Source organism: Bradyrhizobium sp. UNPA324 (assembly GCF_006658635.1).
GTDB lineage: Bacteria > Pseudomonadota > Alphaproteobacteria > Rhizobiales > Xanthobacteraceae > Bradyrhizobium > Bradyrhizobium nanningense.
The window spans coordinates 6,305,096-6,321,718 of the sequence record NZ_LFJD01000004.1 but is presented as its reverse complement, the minus strand read 5'-3'; the positions used below and the strand labels follow the sequence as shown (position 1 = coordinate 6,321,718).

Below are 16,623 nucleotides of genomic sequence, written 5' to 3'. Positions count from 1 at the left end.
TGATCTCAAGTCTTGCCGGCACTCTTCTTGGCCGGAGCCTTGGTGGCGGCGGCCTTGGTCGGCGACGTTTTTGCAGTCGACGACACGGCAGCGCGCGCCTTGCTGGTGGATTCGGTTTTCGATTTGGCCGCCTTCTTCGCGGCCGGTTTCTTCTTCGGCGCGGTGTCCTCGCCGTCCGCGGCCTTCGCTGCAGTTTTCTTGGCTTTGGCGGGCTTTGCCGCCTTCTTCGCTTTGGCTTTGCCGCCGCCCTTGGCCGCGCGCTCGTCGATCAGCGCGATCGCCTGCGGCAGCGTGACGGTGTCCTTTTCGAACTCGGCAGGGATCGTCGCGTTGACGCCGCCGGCGGTGACATAGGCGCCGTAACGGCCGCTCTTCACGGTGACGGTGCCGAGGGTGGGATGATCGCCGAGCGCCTTGCCAGGATCGGCGCCGAAGCGCCGGCTCGGGCCCTTGGCGACCTTCTCCGCGATCAGCGTCACCGCGCGGTTGAGGCCGATGTCGAACACCTCGTCGCCGGCTTCCAGGCTGGCGTAGGTCTTCTCGTGCTTCACGAACGGTCCGAAGCGGCCGAGCCCGGCGGTGATGGGCTGGCCGGTCTCCGGATGCTTGCCGATCTCGCGCGGCAGCGACAGCAGCTTCAGCGCAAGCTCGAGATCGACATCGCTGGGCGAGGTGCCCTTCGGGATGCCGGCGCGCTTCGGCTTCTCGCCCTCCTCATAATCCTTCTGCTCGCCGAGCTGGATGTAGGGTCCGAACCGGCCGGCCTTCACCCAGACATCGCGCCCCGTCTCGGGATCCTGGCCGAGTGAACGGTCGGCGCTGGTCTCGCTGTCGGCTGCGAGCTGGCGGGTGTAGCGGCATTCCGGATAGTTCGAGCAGCCGACGAAGGCGCCGAACTTGCCGGCCTTGAGATTCAGCCGGCCGGTGCCGCAATTCGGGCACTGCCTGATGTCGCCGCCATCGGCGCGAGGCGGATAGATGTGCGGCCCGAGCATCTCGTCGAGCACGTCGAGCACCTGCGCGACGCGCAGATCCTTGATGTCGTCGACGGCGCCGATGAAGCCGGTCCAGAAATCCTTCAGCACCTGCTGCCAGGAGATTTCGTTGTTGGAGATGCGGTCGAGCTGCTCTTCGAGGCTGGCGGTGAAATCGTATTCGACGTAGCGGGCAAAGAAGCTTTCGAGGAAGGCGACGACGACGCGGCCCTTGTCCTCGCCGTGCAGGCGCTTCTTCTCCAGCTTGACGTAGCCGCGGTCCTTCAGAACCTGCAGGATCGAGGCATAGGTCGAGGGACGGCCGATGCCGAGCTCCTCCATGCGCTTGACCAGCGAGGCCTCGGAGAAACGCGGCGGCGGCTCGGTGAAGTGCTGGGTGACGGACAGGCTCTGCCGTTTCACCGCCTCGCCCTGGCTCATCGCGGGCAGGCGGCGCGAATCCTCGTCCTCCTCGTCGTCGCGGCCTTCCTGATAGAGCGCGAGGAAGCCGTCGAACTTGACGACCTGACCGGTGGCGCGCAGCTCCAGCGTGCGGGAGCCTGCCTTCGCCGTGATGTCGACGGTGGTGCGCTCGAGCTCGGCCGATTCCATCTGGCTCGCGATGGTGCGCTTCCAGATCAGCTCATAGAGTTTCGCCTGATCGGCATCGAGCCTGCGGCTCATGCTCGCGGGGCGGCGGGACATGTCGGTCGGGCGGATCGCCTCGTGGGCTTCCTGGGCGTTCTTGGCCTTGGCCTGGTACTGGCGGGGGGCGTCCGGGACATAGGCGTTGCCGTAATCCTCGCCGATCACCTTGCGGGCCTGGGTGATCGCCTCGGGTGCAATCTGCACGCCGTCGGTACGCATATAAGTAATGAGGCCGGTGGTCTCGCCGCCGATGTCGATGCCTTCATAGAGGCGCTGGGCGATGCGCATGGTGTGCGCCGGCGCAAAGCCGTATTTGCGGCTGGCTTCCTGCTGCAACGTCGAGGTGGTGAAGGGCGCCTGCGGATTGCGCCGGGCCGGTTTTGCGTCGACCGCGGTGACGGCGTAGCTGGCGGCTTCCAGCGCCTTCTTGAAGTCTTCGGCTTCCGCGCCGGTGCCGATGTCGAGGCGCTGGATCTTCTTGCCGTCGGCGCCGACGAGGCGGGCCTCGAAGGCATCGCCGCGCGGGGTGAGCAGGGTCGCGATCAGCGACCAATATTCACGCGCGACGAACTTCTCGATCTCGAGCTCGCGGTCGCAGACGAGGCGCAGCGCCACCGATTGCACGCGGCCGGCAGAGCGGGCGCCCGGCAGCTTGCGCCACAGCACGGGGGAAAGGGTGAAGCCGACGAGGTAGTCGAGGGCACGGCGCGCCATATAGGCGTCGACCAGCGCGCCGTCGATCTGGCGCGGATGCTTCATCGCGTCCGAGACAGCCTGCTTGGTGATGGCGTTGAACACCACCCGCTCGATCTTCTGATCCTTCAGGGCGCGCTTTTCCTTCAGGACCTCCAGCACGTGCCAGGAGATGGCCTCACCCTCGCGATCAGGGTCGGTGGCGAGAATCAGGCGGTCGGCGCCCTTCAGGGACCTGGCGATGTCGTTGAGCCGGCCGGCCGCCTTGGGGTCGACCTCCCAGATCATCTTGAAATCGGCGTCGGGATCGACGGAGCCGTTCTTCGCGGGCAGGTCGCGGACATGGCCGAATGAGGCCAGAACCTCATAGGACGAGCCCAAATATTTGTTGATCGTCTTGGCTTTCGCCGGCGACTCCACAATGACGATATTCATGTAGTTCCAGTAACTTACGGGAAAATTGGAGGCCGAGAACGAAAGGACTCGGGTCGGCCGTTTCGCCCCGAACATGGGTGGTGAGGCCTCCGCTGTCAAATCGAGGGGTTCTGAAAGCCCAAGGAATGGGAAAAGTTTCATATCGAGAAAGTTGCAAAATACCACCTTGGAGTTGCGGCCGATGTCGGCGTAATGTTTCCGTGGGCATGGATTCGGGTGGGGTCTGGTGACTAAGCCGGGGAAGAAACGGGCGCGCGCCGGATCAGGCGCGCCGGGAGGCTCGCGTCACGAGGAACCGGGGGAGGGCGGCGTAGACGAAGCCGTCGCCTTCATCGCCGAGCAGGTCGGCGCATTGCGCAAGCTCGCCGAGCGTCACAAGCTCGACGTGCTGCATTATCTGTTGGGCATGACCAAGCTGGAGGCCGACGAGCATTTGAGGCTGCGGAGCAAGCGCAAGCTGTCGTGAGGGGCGTTGTCGCTATCTAACCCCGTCATCCTGAGGCGCGTGGCGCGATGCAAGGCATCGCGCCAGGAGCCTCGAAGGATGCACGGTCCTCGCTGATGCAGCCGGGCCGTCGCCCTTCGAGGGCCGCTGAAGAAGCGGCCGCTCAGGGTGACGGTGAGAGAGTTGAGAGCGCTGCTCTATCCCCGTCATTGCGAGCGCAGCGATGCAATCCAGAGCTTTTCCGCGGCGGCAGTCTGGATTGCTTCGTCGCAAGGGCTCCCTCGCAATGACGGTGGTTAGCCGTTGCGCATTGTCAATTTGGCCAAGCGCTGGCCGAGATATTCGGCTGTGTCGATGTCGCTCTGCGGCAACGCGCCGTCCACCAAGTGGGTTGCCAGGCCGAGCTGGCTGCCCAGCCGATTACGGCCCCTCACATCCTCGCCTCCTGGAATGTCGAGTCCGCACCAGAGCATGCCGTGCTGAGCAGCCAGGATCGTAAAGTAGGTCAGCGTGTGAAGCTGATCGCCGCTTGCGCAGGCGCCGGTGGTGAATCCGGCTGCGATCTTGTTGGCCCAGCGCTGCCGGCTCCACCGCTCACTTGAAGCGTCCCCGAAGGCTTTGAATTGCGCCGCCGCTCCGCCCATGTAGGTCGGGCTGCCGAACGCGACCGCACTGGCGCGGTCGACCGTTTCCAATACGCTCTCGTTCTGGAAGCGGCCCGACATGATGTCGTTGCCAGTGATGCGACAACACGCGACGTCCACTATGCTATCCGCTCCGCGCGCCACCGCATGCGCCAGCTTTTCAGTGGTGCCTGAGATGGAGAAATAGACGATGGCGAGCAGGGCCATGGCGGAGCCATTTTCGGGGACTTAGCCATTTTTGACGGCGTCCATATTTTCCACAAGTCCTCCGTGCGGCATTGCGACGATCACGCCGAGCGCCGGCGCGGCGCCGGCCGCGGCTTCAGCATGGTCTCGGCAGGGCTGAGCAGCCGTCCATCTTCTGCACGCATTTCGAGCTTCTTCACTGGGCGGCCTTTCTCGCGATCGACCAGCACCGTCGCGATCTCCTCGGGATGGTCGTCGAACTCCTCGCTCCATTGCCGTAGCGCCACCAGGATCGGGAAGGTGCCGCGGCCTTTCGGCGTCAGCACATATTCCTGGTAGGCGCTGCCGTCGGAAGCAGGGGCGGTTGTCAGGATGCCGTGGTCCACGAGTGAACGCAGCCGCACCGACAAAATGTTCTTGGCCATGCCGAGCTTGTTCTGGAATTCGCCGAAGCGGCGGAGGCCAAACAGCGCCTCGCGGATGATCAGCAGCGACCACCAATCGCCGATCGCCTCCAATGAGCGCGCGATCGGGCAGGAATCGCCCTCGAAGCTCGTTCGTTTCACCATCGTTCCGGTCCTGTCGCGTTCGCACGATCCGATCGCCGATCACGCGCTTGTGTGGTTGCATTATAAAACCATCTGCCTTAGATGGCAATCTAGTTTTATGATGCAACCACTGGAGGCGAGCGTGAGACTGACGAACAAGACGGCCCTGATCACCGGCGGCAACAGCGGCATCGGCCTTGCGACCGCAAAACTGTTCGTGGCCGAAGGCGCCAAGGCGGTGATCACCGGTCGCAACAAGGAAACGCTGGCGGCGGCCGCCAAGGAGCTCGGGCCGAATGCGCTCGCACTGCCTGCCGATGCCACCGACATCGCCGCGACCGAAGCTGCGATCAAGCACGGCGCCGAAAAGTTCGGCAAGTTCGACATCGTGTTCGCCAATGCCGGCATCGCGGGCGGCACGCCACTGGGTTCGGCTACGCTTGACGTCTTCGAGAAGGTCATCAGCACCAACCTGACCGGCGTGTTCTTCACGGTGCAGTCGGCGCTGCCTTATCTCAACGACAACGCCTCGGTCATCCTCAACGGCTCGGTGATCTCGGTGCTCGGCATTCCCGGTTACTCGGCTTACGGCGCCGCGAAGGCCGGGGTGCGCGCAATGGCGCGGATCATGGCCTCGGAGCTCTCTCCGCGCGGCATCCGCGTCAATGTCGTGGCGCCGGGTGCGATCCGGACGCCGATCTGGGGGCCCGCGACCGCGACGCCGGAAGCCGAGAAGGCGTTCGAGAAGCGGATCGGAATGATGACGCCGCTCGGCCGCCTCGGTGAGACTGACCACGTTGCGAAGACGGTGCTATTCCTCGCCTCCGATGATTCCTCGCACGTGCAGGGCCAGGAGATCTTCGTCGACGGCGGCGCGGTGGCTTCCCCGAGCGGCGCGCCGATCTATCGCGGCTGAGCAAATCGGCCACAATCTGAATCGGCCGGTGCCGCGCCCGCGGTTGCGCCGGCCGAATCCTGCGTCTTTCGAGACGTGTTGGCCAAACCTTTGCGTGAAGCGTTGAACCTTGGCGCGGGCTGCGAAGACATTTTTACGGGCAGGGGTCAGAAGACTCATTTTCAAGGGAGTCCGTTATGCCGAAAGCAGCCCGCATTTTTTCGTCGATTTCAGCACCGCGTATTTTCACTGAAGAATCGGCCATCCCGGCCAAACGCTCGGACAAGTCGGAACTCGTCGCCGTCGCATTGTTTGCCGGCATCGGCCTGTTCGTCTCGCTCGTCGCCGTGATCCTGGGCATGCAGGGCGTCTGGTTCTAGCTCTGCAGCATGCGCTCGCACGCCTCAGCCGCCGCGCAATCCGGCGGCGGCTGAATTTGGTGCGACCTCAGGCGGCGCGCAGGCTTGCGGCGGCGTGGAGTGCGTCGGCCAACGCCTTCTCGCGATGCTCCGGCCCGACCTGGATGCCGTCGGCGGTGATGAATTCGGGATTGATCCCAATGAACCCGAACACGCTGCGCAAGTACGTTTCCAGGTGCTCCAGCGCCGCGGCGGGTGAGCCCGCGCCGTAATAGCCACCGCGCGAGATCGCGATGATCACACGTTTGCCGCCGGCGAGGCCCTGCGGTCCGTTAGGGCCGTAGCTGAACGTCTTGCCCCTCACGGCGATGCGGTCGATCCACGCCTTGAGCTGGCTGGGAATCGTAAAATTGTACATGGGGGCGCCGATCACGACGATGTCGGCAGAAAGAAACTCGTCGAGCGCGGCCGCGCTAGCGGCAAGGTCGGGTCCGAGTTCCGCCGGCACGGGCGCGCCTTGCGCGGCGGCGAGATGCGAGCCGGAGAGGTGGGCAAGCGGGGTCTGGGTCAGGTCGCGATAGGTCACTTCGAGCGAGGGCGTTGCCTGGCGCAGCCGATTGACGATGGCGGCGGAGACCTGCCGGGAGACGGAGTGGGGGCCGAGGACGCTGGAGTCGAGATGGAGAAGTTTCATTTGGGGTCACCCTGGTATAAGTTTGTAACCAGGACTACATGAGTGACTATCGAAACCCCCGCAAGAACGCACTTTTTTGGGCCATGGACACATCTTTGAAACCTGCGCACACCGCTTTGCCTGCCTTGCCGAGGCAGGAACCAGGGTCAACTGGGAGGCCCGATCCGAACCACGCGGACTGCCGCGGGGTCGCCTCCGTGCTGTCCCGTGTCGGCGACAAATGGAGCGTGTTGGTGATCATGATGCTCGGCGACGGGCCGAAGCGCTTCAACGAGCTGAAGCGCATGATCAACGGCATCTCACAGCGGATGCTGACCCTGACACTGCGTGGGCTGGAGCGTGACGGCCTGGTGACGCGCACGATCTTTCCGACCATTCCGCCGCGTGTGGACTATGAGCTGACCGATCTCGGCCGCGGGCTGTCGCAGCCGGTGAAGGCGCTTGGGGAGTGGGCGATGGACCATATGGCGCAGATCGAGGCTGCACGGACGAAGTTCGATGCGCGCATCGAGGGCTAAGGCGGAGACGTTCAGCTCCTGCATATGACATTTGGCGGCAGTTGAGCGCACGCCTCGCCCTTCGAGACGACCGCTGCGCGGTCTCCTCAGGGTGAGGCTGAATGGGCATCGTGGTGCCTTGACATGTCGCCACGCACTCCGCCCTCATCCTGAGGGCCCGCCAGGGGCGGGCGTCTCGAAGGATGCGCCGCAGAGAAACTAAAGCAGCGACACCAGCCCGCCGCCATGGCGTTCGAGCTTTCCGGCCAGCTCGAGCTCCAGCAGCACGGTGCGCACGATCGCGGGCGAGGCGCCGGACATCCGCACGAGATCGTCGATGGAGATGGGCGCGGGGCCGAGTAGGCCGGTGATCTGGTCGCGGTCGTGCCGTTGCGGATCGCTCTCGAACGGCTCGCTGTCGGGCTCGCTCGCAGGACTCATCAGCGGCCGCTCCATGATCGGCTGCACCGCGTTGATGATGTCGGCAGCTTCGGTGACCAGGGTCGCGCCCTGCTTGATCAGATCGTTGGCGCCGGCGGCGCGCGGATCGAGCGGCGAGCCGGGGACGGCGAACACCTCGCGGCCCTGTTCGGCCGCCATGCGCGCGGTGATCAGCGAGCCCGAGCGGTGCGCCGCCTCCACCACGACGACGCCGAGCGAAGCGCCCGAGATCAGCCGGTTGCGGCGAGGGAAGTCGCGGGCGCGCGGCTCATGGCCGAGCGGCATCTCGGAGATCGCAGCGCCTTCGTGATCGAGGATCGCCGTGAGCAGATCGCCATGCTCGGGCGGATAGATGCAGTCATGGCCGCCGGCGAGCACGGCGATCGTGCCGCTCTCGACGCTGGCGCGATGCGCGGCCTGATCGACGCCGCGCGCGAGCCCGGAGATGACGACGAAGCCGGCTTCGCCGAGCTCGCGCGCGAGCAGGCCTGCGAACTTCAGCCCGGCGCCGGAGGCATTGCGCGAGCCGACGATCGCGATCATCGACCGCATCAGGGTCTTGGTATCGCCGCGCACGGCGAGCAGCGGCGGCGCATCGTCGATCATCGCCAGCCGCGCCGGATAGCCGTCCTCGCCGGGTGCAAGCCAGGCGATGCCGAACTTGCGGCTCGCGGCGAGCTCGGCCTTGGCTTCATCGGCGCTATAGATGCGGCCCGATCGCTGTGCACCGCCGCGGCGCGCGAGATCAGGCAGCCGCTCCAGCGCGGCGCGCGCGGTGCCGAAATGATCGACCAGCGAGCGGAAGGTGCGCGGGCCCACATTGTCGGAACGGATCAGCCGCAGGCGGTCGATCCGTTCAGCCTCGGTCAGCTCCACGCTCGGATTGATGGCGTCCACGGCGTCTCCTTGTAGGCGCAGCATGGAACAACCTGAGGGCGTTGCGCAACAGCGACGTGCGCTTGCGCGGCCTCATCGCAATGCTAAAAGCGGTGCCAATAAGAAGGGTTTTGCCATGATCTCACTCGCCGACCTCCAGCGCCGCATCGAAGCCGGCGAGTTGTCGCCCGATGCCGCCATCGCCCAGTCGCATGCGGCAATCGAGGCAAAGGAGAAGGACGTCCGCGCCTTCGTCCGTCACGATAAGGCCGCGAAGGCACAAGGCGCCGGCCCGCTGCGCGGCATCGCGGTCGGCATCAAGGACATCATCGACACCGCCAACATGCCGACCGAGATGGGCTCGGAGATCTATCGCGGCTGGCAGCCGCGCGCCGATGCGCCTGTGGTGATGATGCTGAAGCGGGCGGGGGCCACCATCATCGGCAAGACCACGACCACGGCGTTCGCCTCGCGCGATCCGACACCGACGCTCAATCCGCACAATCTCGGTCATTCGCCGGGCGGCTCGTCCGCAGGGTCGGCAGCAGCGGTCGGCGCCGGCATGATCCCGCTGGCGCTGGGCACGCAGACCGGCGGCTCGGTGATCCGGCCCGCGGCCTATTGCGGGACAGCCGCGATCAAGCCGTCGTTCCGGATGCTGCCGACGGTCGGAGTGAAGTGCTATTCGTGGGCGCTGGACACGGTCGGACTGTTTGGCGCGCGCGCGGAGGATCTTGCGCGCGGACTTTTGGCGATGACGGGCCGCACGGAATTCTCCGGTATCGCTCCGGCGAAGGCGCCGCGCATCGGCGTGGTCAGGCAGGAGTTCGCAGGCAGCGTGGAGCCGGCGGCCGAGGAAGGCCTGCAGGCCGCGATCAAGGCGGCGGAGCGCGCCGGTGCCAGCGTGCAGGCCATCGATTTGCCCGAGGCGGTGCAGGAGGCCTGGCGCATCCACCCCATCGTCCAGGATTTCGAGGCGCATCGCGCGCTGGCCTGGGAGTTTTCGGAGCGTCACGACGAGATCGCGCCGATGCTGCGGGCAAGCCTCGATGCGACGGCCCACCTGACGCCGAAAGAATATGACGAAGCGCGCCGGATCAGCCGGCGCGGCCGCCGCGAGCTCGGCGAATTGTTCGAGGGCGTCGACGTGCTCTTGACCTATTCGGCGCCGGGCACCGCGCCGGCCAAGGAGCTCGCGACGACCGGCGATCCCCGCTACAACCGGCTCTGGACCTTGATGGGCAATCCTTGCGTCAACGTGCCGGTGCTGAAGGTGGGTGGCCTGCCGATCGGCGTGCAGGTGATCGCACGCTTCGGCAACGATGCGCGCGCGCTCGCAACGGCGTGGTTCCTGGAGCAGGCGCTGGCGAAGTCAGGTTAGCGCCGGTTCGGAAGCCGCGAGAACCTGTGCGGACGCGGAAGGCGCGCCGGCCTTTGCGTCTTGCCCAAGCCAGCGCTCGGCGGCGGCGCGACCGCTCCGGTGCAGCAGCCGGATGAAGCCGCGGCCGAGATCGGTCGATGAGCGCTGCGCCAAGCCGTCAACGGAATCTTCGGCCGCGATCCTGGTGAGCCGCAGCGAAGATGCTGCGTGCAGCTGCGCCCATGCGATCGCAGCGATCTCGGCATTGAGCGCGGCGTTAGCCGCGATCTGGTCGAGACGGCGGTCGATCGCGGCGAGCGTGATCGGCACATAGCCGTCGCGCGCCGGCGTGACCTGCACGAGCAGGACATCGGGGGTTGTCGTCTCCTGCACCAGCCGCAGCAGCGGCGGGTTGCCGCCGAAGCCGCCGTCCCAATAGGCCTCGCCGTCGATCTCGACGGCGCAGTGAACCAGGGGTGGGCAGGTCGAGGCCAGCGCGACGTCGGCGGTGACCGCGTCGTTGCGGAAGATCTGCTGCTGCCCGTCGCGGATCCGCGTCGCCGCGATCAGCAGCTTCGGGCACTGCGCGCCGCGCAACGCGGAAAAATCGATGTCGCGCAGCAGCGCCTGCCGCAGCGGATCGAGATCGAACGGATCGAACTGGCCGGAGCGCAGCGTCGGACCGAATGCGACCGAGCTACCCGCCGGCGAGAATCCGCCGACCAGCATCAGCGAGCGGAACGAGCCCTCGTGCATCAGGCGGAGCCAGAACCGGCTCAGCCGGCTGCGTGCGGCTTCGCGGCCGCCCTCCGCGAGGCCGGAGGCGAGCAGAAGCGCATTGACGGCGCCGGCACTGGCGCCGCTGATGGTGTCGATCTCGATCGGCTCTTCCAAGAGCCGTTCCAGCACGCCCCATGTGAAGGCGGCAAAGGTGCCGCCGCCCTGCAGCGCCAGCGACAATTGTCGCGGCGGCCATGGCGTGGAGCGAGGCTGCGCTGACGCAGATGAGGGCGCCGCAGGTCGGACCTCGACCGCGACAGGAGCTGCTGCGACGGCGGCAGGTGCGGGCGCTGGCGGCGAAACGGCTGTGGACTTTGGCGCAGGAGGCGGCGCGGGCGCATCGGACCAGATGCTGGTCGTCGACAGCAGGCGGCTTGCCGCAGTGGCCTGCGAGCCGGCTTCGCCATGCGTGCTGTCCTTCATCTCGCTCATTCTGAGCAACCGCGTAACGCCATCTCGACTGTCAGGATGACAGGCGTGGAACTTGTTCGCTACTGCCGGCCGCGAGCAGCGACGAGTTGCGAACAGGATTTGGCATATAATGCAGAAGGGTAGCTTCGGTATCCGTAGATGCCCTGGCCTTAGAAGCTTGCCTTGACGCCACTACGCTTTCTCGCCGATCCGGCTTTCCTTGCCCGCTTGCAATCGCTTGATGTTCTCGCGATGCGCGTAGAACAGGAGCAATGTCAGCACGGCAAACAATGCTGCGAGCGCGAGATGCCCGAACCACCACAGGAAGATCGGTGTGATGAACGCGGCTACCAGCGCCGACAGCGATGAGTAGCGGGTGGTGAAGGCGGTCGCCAGCCAGAGCAGGCAGAACACCACCATGCCAGGCCAGAACAGGCCGAGCAGGACGCCGATATAGACGGCGACGCCTTTGCCGCCCCGAAACTTGAGCCAGACCGGGAAGAGATGGCCGAGGAAGGCGCCGAGCCCAGCGACCATCGCGGCATCGGGACCTGCGATGTAGCCGGCGATCAATACGGCCACGGTGCCCTTGAGCGCGTCGAACAGCAGGGTGGCCGCGGCAAGACTCTTGCGTCCGGTGCGCAGCACATTGGTGGCGCCGATGCTGCCGGAGCCGATCGAGCGGATATCCTGCGTGCCGGCGAGCTTGGTCAGGACCAGGCCGAATGGAATCGAGCCGAGTAGGTAGCCGATGACGAAGGCTACCGGCAAAAATGCTTCAAGCCCCATGGCGGCCTCTCCAAAGGCTGGATCTCCAAAGACTGGATCTCAATGTCGCACGATTGCGCACGTCAGACATGCTCGTACACCGTGCGGCCGCCGACAATGGTGCGCACCACGCGGCCTGTAAAGCGCGCCTCGTCGAACGGGGTGTTCTTGCAGGGGGATTTGAGGTCGGCGGGATCGACCACCCAGGGCACGTCGGGGTCGATCACGATGACGTCGGCCGGGCTGCCGGCGCGCAAAGTTCCGCTAGGCAGGCCGAGCAACTCGGCCGGGCGGGTCGACATCGCCCGGATCAGCGTCTTCAGGTCCAGCTCGCCATTGTGCACGAGGCGCAGGCCCGCCGGCAGCATGGTCTCGAGCCCGACGGCGCCGGGTGCCGCTTCGGCGAACGGCAGGCGCTTGACCTCGACGTCCTGCGGATTGTGGTCGGACATGATGACGTCGAGCAGGCCGGAGGCCACCGCGGCCACCAGCGCCCTGCGATCGTCCTCGCTGCGCAGCGGGGGCGACAGCTTCAGGAACGACCGGTAGGGGCCGATGTCGTTCTCGTTCAGCGCCAGATGGTTGATCGAGACCGAGGCGCTGACGGAAAGTCCGGCATCGCGGGCGCGCTGGAGGATGTCGAGGGAATCGATGCAGCTCAGCGAGGCCGCGTGATAGCGGCCGCCGGTCAGCGCGACGAGGCGCATGTCGCGTTCGAGCATGACGGCCTCGGCTGCACTCGGGATGCCCATCAGGCCGAGGCGCGAAGCGAACTCGCCTTCGTTCATCACGCCTTCGCCGACGAGATTGGGGTCCTCGGTGAAGTGCACGATCAGCGCGTCGAAATCGCGCGCATAGGTCAGCGCACGGCGCATCACCTGCGCATTGGTCACGCTTCTGGCGCCGTCGCTGAAGGCGATGGCGCCAGCGGCCTTGAGCAGGCCGAACTCGGTCATCTCCTCGCCGTGCATGCCCTTGGTGAGCGCCGCCATCGGCTGGATGTTGACGATCGCGGTGTCGCGGGCGCGGCGCATCACGAAATCGACGGTCGCCGAATTGTCGATCACCGGCAAGGTGTCGGGCTGGCAGATGATGGTGGTGATGCCGCCGGTCGCGGCCGCCTGGCTCGCGGTGGCAAAGGTCTCGCGATGGCTGAGGCCGGGCTCGCCGACGAAGGCGCGCATGTCGACCAGGCCGGGCGCGACGATCTTGCCGGAACAGTTGACGATGTCGGTGCCCTCGGGGACGCCGGCTGCGCCAATGCCGCGGCGGGTCTCGCGGATGGTGCCGTCGGCGATCAGGACGTCGCCGACACCGTCGTAATCCCTGGAGGGATCGACGACGCGGGCGTTGGCGAGCAGGATGGGGCGGCGATCGGTCAACATCGGCATCACGCGTTCGGCAGGTTACGGGCGAGCGCTTCCAGCACCGCCATGCGCACGGCCACCCCCATCTCCACCTGTTCGCGGATCAGGGATTGTGCGCCGTCGGCCACGATCGAGTCGATCTCGACGCCGCGGTTCATGGGGCCGGGATGCATGACGAGCGCGTCCGGCTTGGCGTAGGCGAGCTTCTTCTGGTCGAGCCCGAAATAGTGGAAATATTCGGACGACGACGGCACGAAGGAGCCGTTCATGCGCTCGCGCTGCAGCCGCAGCATCATGACGATATCAGCGCCGTTCAATCCCTCGCGCATGTCGCGCGCGACCTCGACGCCCATCCGCTCGATGCCGGGCGGCAGCAGCGTGGTGGGGCCGACCACGCGGACGCGGGCGCCCATCGTGTTAAGCAGGATGATGTTGGAGCGGGCGACACGCGAATGCAGCACGTCGCCGCAGATCGCGACCACCAGCCCTTCGATCCGGCCCTTGTTGCGGCGGATGGTGAGCGCGTCGAGCAAGGCCTGGGTCGGGTGCTCATGCGCGCCGTCGCCGGCATTGATCACGGAACCGTCAACCTTGCGCGCCAGCAGTTCCACCGCGCCGGAGGCGTGATGGCGCATCACCAGGATGTCCGGATGCATCGCGTTCAGCGTCATCGCGGTGTCGATCAGGGTCTCGCCCTTCTTCATCGACGAGGAGGAGACCGACATGTTCATGACGTCCGCGCCGAGCCGCTTTCCCGCGAGCTCGAACGAGGATTGGGTCCGGGTGGAGGCCTCGAAGAAGAGGTTCACCTGCGTCCGTCCCCGCAGGACGGTGCGCTTCTTGTCAACCTGGCGGTTGAGCTCGACATATTCTTCGGACAGGTCGAGCAGGCCGGTGATGTCGGCCGCGGAAAGGCCCTCGATGCCCAGCAAATGCCGGTGGCCGAGGACGAAGGTCGATTTCGATGTCATTAAAACGAGAGCTATAGGCGGGGACGGCGGGGTGGGCAAGGGTCAAACCGCGGGAAGTGAGTTATCCCCCGATCTGTCTGCGCGGGCGGCGCCACGCCATCCCCTCCGTCATGCCCGGGCTTGTCCCGGGCATCCACGTTCTTCTATCGCATTTGATGCAAACGAACGTGGATGGCCGGGATAAACCCGGCCATGACGATGTGGGGCATTCGTGAAGAAAATTCTGACTGTGCTCTTGGTTGCAGCAACAATCTCAGCAGCCCACGCCCAATCGCTCCCCGGCGATTTCGTTTACCTGCGCGACATCGACCCCAGCATCATCCAGGACATCCGCTACGCCACCTCGAACAATTTCGTCGGCCGGCCGCTGGCCGGCTACAATGCCGGTGAATGCGTGGTGAAGCGCGAGGTCGGGCTGCGGCTCAAGGCGGTGCAGCAGGAGCTCGCCGCGCAAAATCTCTCGCTCAAGATGTTCGACTGCTACCGGCCGGCGCGGGCCTCGCTCGACATGGTCAAGTGGTCGCAGAACGGTCACGAGACCGCGGCCGAGCGGCGCTACAATCCCAAAATCCCCAAGACCGAACTGTTCCGCCTCGGCTACATCGCCAGTCGCTCGCAGCATTCCACCGGCGCGGCACTCGATCTCACGCTGGTCGATCTGAAGGCTGACAATTCCGCCAAATACGACCGGTCAAGAACCTATGCCGATTGCACGGCGCCGGTCGAAGCGCGTGCACCCGAAGGCAGCGTCGATATGGGGACCGGCTACGACTGTACCGACACGAAGGGCCATACTGCGGCACCGTCGATCACGCCGGAGCAGCGCGCCTGGCGCAAGCGGCTGCTGGCGGCAATGGCCAGGCAAGGCTTTGTGAACTATTCAAAGGAGTGGTGGCATTTTTCCCTGCCTGGGGGCGGTGGGGCGGCCTATGATTTCCCGATCCAGCCGCGACGGAACTGATTCCGCGCCGAGGAAACCTGATGACCCAGCCGAGCTTTGCGACCCACGAGGTCTTCAACCAATCGCCGCCGTTCGAGGATATCGACCTGTTCGCGGTGGACCGGCCGCTGGTCGAGGCGGTGAAGGCCAATGGCGGCGCCGCGGCGGAACGCGAGCTGTCGGCGTTCGGCAAGCAATGGGGCTCGGCCGCGATGGCCGATCGCGGGCGCCTCGCGAACGAGAACACGCCGAAGCTGCGCAGCTTCGATGCTAAGGGCAATCGCCGCGACCAGGTCGAGTTTCACCCCGCGTATCACGAGCTGATGGCGCACAGTGCGCATGGCGGCGTGCACAATTCGACGTGGACGGCGGACGGCAAACCGGCGGGCGATGCTGCCGAGGTCATTCGTGCGGCAAAGTTCTACATGGCGGCGCAAGTCGAGACCGGTCACCTCTGTCCGATCACGATGACGCGCGCCTCCGTCGGTGCGCTGGCGATGCAGCCGGACCTGCTGGCGCGCGTGATGCCGGTGCTGTCGACCAAGAGCTACGATCCCAGCTTTGCGCCGTGGTGGGAGAAGCGCGGCATGACGCTCGGCATGGGCATGACCGAGAAGCAGGGCGGCACCGACGTGCGCTCCAACATGACGCGCGCGGTGCGCGACGGCGAGGCCTATCGCATCACCGGCCATAAATGGTTCATGTCGGCGCCGATGTGCGATGCGTTCCTCGTGCTGGCGCAGGCCGAGCAGGGTCTGACCTGCTTCTTCATGCCGCGCTTCGCGCCGGATGGATCGGTCAACGCGATCCAGTTCCAGCGGCTGAAGGACAAACTCGGCAATCGCTCCAATGCCTCGTCCGAGGTCGAATTCGTCGGCGCCTATGCGCAAGCGGTCGGTGAGGAGGGCAAGGGCATCCGCACCATCATCCAGATGGTGCAGCTGACGCGGCAGGATTGCGCAATTGCCTCGGTTGGCCTGATGCGCTCGGGGCTGGCGCACGCGCTGCATCACGCCCGTCACCGCAGCGTGTTCCAGAAGCATCTGGCCGATCAGCCCCTGATGCAGGCCGTGCTGTCGGACATGGCGCTGCATGTGGAGGCCAGCGCGGCGCTGGTGATGCGGCTCTGCCGCGCCTTCGACCGCACGCCGCACGACGCGGCGGAGGCTGCCTATATGCGGCTGCTGACGCCTGCGATCAAATACTGGACCTGCAAGAGTGCGCCGCCGTTCCTCTATGAAGCCATGGAGTGCCTCGGCGGCAACGGCTATGTCGAGGACGGCATTCTGGCGCGGCACTATCGGGAGTCGCCGGTCAACGCGATCTGGGAAGGCTCCGGCAACGTGATGTGCCTCGACGTGCTCCGCGCGCTCTCGCGCGAGCCGGAGGCCGCGATGGCCGTGCTGCAATCGCTCGCGGCCGAGACGAAGGGCTTGCCTGGCGCAGGAGAGGCGGTCGCGTTCATCGGCAAGACTTTTCGGCGTGCCGACGGCGAGCGCGTCGCGCGGCTTGCCGTGGAGAAGCTGGCGCTGCTGGCTGCCGCCGCGGCGCTGAACGGCGTCTCGCCGCGCAATGCCGAATTGTTCGCAAATACGCGTCTTGCGGCCAATCATGCCAGCATGTACGGCGCCGTGGAGCTGGACAGCGGCGATGTGCGCGCACTGCTGGATCGCGCGCTGCCGTGAGTTTCC

At 65.8% G+C, this 16,623-nt stretch carries 16 protein-coding genes; 7 read left to right on the top strand and 9 right to left on the bottom strand.

The genetic code is table 11. The features are described from left to right. Positions 1-5: 5 nt before the first annotated feature. Complete coding sequence (gene topA / locus UNPA324_RS30290; RefSeq protein WP_141937583.1) at positions 6-2,750, bottom strand: type I DNA topoisomerase; 2,745 nt, start codon at positions 2,748-2,750, stop codon at positions 6-8. A 226-nt stretch (positions 2,751-2,976) separates the two neighbouring features. On the opposite strand from topA, the gene UNPA324_RS30285 reads away from it, so the two are divergent. Next, a complete protein-coding gene (locus UNPA324_RS30285) occupies positions 2,977-3,216 on the top strand; it encodes a hypothetical protein (protein ID WP_141937581.1) in 240 nt (79 codons plus the stop codon). Positions 3,217-3,491: 275 nt separating this feature from the next. Here UNPA324_RS30285 and UNPA324_RS30280 read toward each other — a convergent pair whose 3' ends face one another. Together UNPA324_RS30280 and UNPA324_RS30275 are read right to left on the bottom strand one after the other, a co-directional pair. Beyond that, a complete protein-coding gene (locus UNPA324_RS30280; RefSeq protein ID WP_141937579.1) occupies positions 3,492-4,046 on the bottom strand; it encodes a flavodoxin family protein in 555 nt (184 codons plus the stop codon). A gap of 80 nt (positions 4,047-4,126) precedes the next feature. Continuing rightward, positions 4,127-4,594, bottom strand: coding sequence for a winged helix-turn-helix transcriptional regulator (locus tag UNPA324_RS30275; protein WP_128920577.1), 468 nt, complete (start codon positions 4,592-4,594; stop codon positions 4,127-4,129). A 121-nt stretch (positions 4,595-4,715) separates the two neighbouring features. Here UNPA324_RS30275 and UNPA324_RS30270 point away from each other — a divergent pair, with 121 nt between their 5' ends. Together UNPA324_RS30270 and UNPA324_RS30265 are read left to right on the top strand one after the other, a co-directional pair. Further along, on the top strand, positions 4,716-5,489 hold the full coding sequence (locus UNPA324_RS30270; protein ID WP_181769569.1) for an SDR family oxidoreductase: 774 nt from the start codon (positions 4,716-4,718) through the stop codon (positions 5,487-5,489). Between the two features lie 176 nt (positions 5,490-5,665). Beyond that, positions 5,666-5,848 carry a hypothetical protein gene (locus UNPA324_RS30265; RefSeq protein WP_128920579.1) on the top strand — a complete coding sequence of 61 codons (183 nt, stop codon included), beginning with the start codon at positions 5,666-5,668 and terminating at the stop codon, positions 5,846-5,848. 67 nt (positions 5,849-5,915) lie between these two features. Here the strand turns inward: UNPA324_RS30265 and UNPA324_RS30260 are convergent, their stop codons facing one another. After that, complete coding sequence (locus UNPA324_RS30260) at positions 5,916-6,521, bottom strand: FMN-dependent NADH-azoreductase (RefSeq protein ID WP_128920580.1); 606 nt, start codon at positions 6,519-6,521, stop codon at positions 5,916-5,918. A gap of 83 nt (positions 6,522-6,604) precedes the next feature. Between UNPA324_RS30260 and UNPA324_RS30255 the strand changes: the two genes are divergently transcribed. After that, a complete protein-coding gene (locus UNPA324_RS30255) occupies positions 6,605-7,039 on the top strand; it encodes a winged helix-turn-helix transcriptional regulator (protein ID WP_141937575.1) in 435 nt (144 codons plus the stop codon). A 198-nt stretch (positions 7,040-7,237) separates the two neighbouring features. Here the strand turns inward: UNPA324_RS30255 and dprA are convergent, their stop codons facing one another. Then, a complete protein-coding gene (gene dprA / locus UNPA324_RS30250; protein ID WP_141937573.1) occupies positions 7,238-8,380 on the bottom strand; it encodes a DNA-processing protein DprA in 1,143 nt (380 codons plus the stop codon). A 91-nt stretch (positions 8,381-8,471) separates the two neighbouring features. Here dprA and UNPA324_RS30245 point away from each other — a divergent pair, with 91 nt between their 5' ends. Then, positions 8,472-9,716 carry an amidase gene (locus tag UNPA324_RS30245; RefSeq protein ID WP_141937571.1) on the top strand — a complete coding sequence of 415 codons (1,245 nt, stop codon included), beginning with the start codon at positions 8,472-8,474 and terminating at the stop codon, positions 9,714-9,716. Here UNPA324_RS30245 and UNPA324_RS30240 read toward each other — a convergent pair. The 4 genes from UNPA324_RS30240 to UNPA324_RS30225 form a co-directional block, all read right to left on the bottom strand. Further along, positions 9,708-10,907: a patatin-like phospholipase family protein gene (locus UNPA324_RS30240; RefSeq protein ID WP_181769568.1), complete on the bottom strand. Its 1,200-nt coding sequence runs from the start codon at positions 10,905-10,907 to the stop codon at positions 9,708-9,710. The two genes, UNPA324_RS30245 and UNPA324_RS30240, sit on opposite strands and share 9 nt — an antisense overlap. A gap of 171 nt (positions 10,908-11,078) precedes the next feature. Continuing rightward, a complete protein-coding gene (gene plsY / locus UNPA324_RS30235; RefSeq protein WP_141937564.1) occupies positions 11,079-11,675 on the bottom strand; it encodes a glycerol-3-phosphate 1-O-acyltransferase PlsY in 597 nt (198 codons plus the stop codon). 62 nt (positions 11,676-11,737) lie between these two features. Beyond that, entirely contained in the window at positions 11,738-13,039 is a 1,302-nt protein-coding gene (locus UNPA324_RS30230) for a dihydroorotase (protein ID WP_141939105.1), read from the bottom strand. Between the two features lie 5 nt (positions 13,040-13,044). After that, complete coding sequence (locus tag UNPA324_RS30225; RefSeq protein ID WP_028135931.1) at positions 13,045-13,992, bottom strand: aspartate carbamoyltransferase catalytic subunit; 948 nt, start codon at positions 13,990-13,992, stop codon at positions 13,045-13,047. A gap of 211 nt (positions 13,993-14,203) precedes the next feature. Between UNPA324_RS30225 and UNPA324_RS30220 the strand changes: the two genes are divergently transcribed. Both UNPA324_RS30220 and UNPA324_RS30215 read left to right on the top strand, forming a co-directional pair. Beyond that, the gene (locus UNPA324_RS30220; RefSeq protein WP_246667245.1) at positions 14,204-14,953 is read left to right on the top strand and encodes a M15 family metallopeptidase; all 750 of its coding nucleotides are present in this window, start codon (positions 14,204-14,206) and stop codon (positions 14,951-14,953) included. A 20-nt stretch (positions 14,954-14,973) separates the two neighbouring features. Next, a complete protein-coding gene (locus tag UNPA324_RS30215) occupies positions 14,974-16,617 on the top strand; it encodes an isovaleryl-CoA dehydrogenase (protein WP_141937560.1) in 1,644 nt (547 codons plus the stop codon). Positions 16,618-16,623: the final 6 nt, after the last annotated feature.

Excerpts from the sequence above, each read along its gene's own strand:
- UNPA324_RS30255 (WP_141937575.1), top strand. The coding sequence starts at position 6,605 with ATGGACACATCTTTGAAACCTGCGCACACCGCTTTGCCTGCCTTGCCG.
- UNPA324_RS30230 (WP_141939105.1), bottom strand. The coding sequence starts at position 13,039 with ATGTTGACCGATCGCCGCCCCATCCTGCTCGCCAACGCCCGCGTCGTC.
- UNPA324_RS30275 (WP_128920577.1), bottom strand. The coding sequence starts at position 4,594 with ATGGTGAAACGAACGAGCTTCGAGGGCGATTCCTGCCCGATCGCGCGC.
- UNPA324_RS30240 (WP_181769568.1), bottom strand. The coding sequence starts at position 10,907 with ATGAGCGAGATGAAGGACAGCACGCATGGCGAAGCCGGCTCGCAGGCC.
- UNPA324_RS30245 (WP_141937571.1), top strand. The coding sequence starts at position 8,472 with ATGATCTCACTCGCCGACCTCCAGCGCCGCATCGAAGCCGGCGAGTTG.
- topA (WP_141937583.1), bottom strand. The coding sequence starts at position 2,750 with ATGAATATCGTCATTGTGGAGTCGCCGGCGAAAGCCAAGACGATCAAC.
- UNPA324_RS30280 (WP_141937579.1), bottom strand. The coding sequence starts at position 4,046 with ATGGCCCTGCTCGCCATCGTCTATTTCTCCATCTCAGGCACCACTGAA.
- UNPA324_RS30225 (WP_028135931.1), bottom strand. The coding sequence starts at position 13,992 with ATGACATCGAAATCGACCTTCGTCCTCGGCCACCGGCATTTGCTGGGC.
- UNPA324_RS30260 (WP_128920580.1), bottom strand. The coding sequence starts at position 6,521 with ATGAAACTTCTCCATCTCGACTCCAGCGTCCTCGGCCCCCACTCCGTC.
- plsY (WP_141937564.1), bottom strand. The coding sequence starts at position 11,675 with ATGGGGCTTGAAGCATTTTTGCCGGTAGCCTTCGTCATCGGCTACCTA.
- UNPA324_RS30265 (WP_128920579.1), top strand. The coding sequence starts at position 5,666 with ATGCCGAAAGCAGCCCGCATTTTTTCGTCGATTTCAGCACCGCGTATT.
- dprA (WP_141937573.1), bottom strand. The coding sequence starts at position 8,380 with ATGCTGCGCCTACAAGGAGACGCCGTGGACGCCATCAATCCGAGCGTG.
- UNPA324_RS30215 (WP_141937560.1), top strand. The coding sequence starts at position 14,974 with ATGACCCAGCCGAGCTTTGCGACCCACGAGGTCTTCAACCAATCGCCG.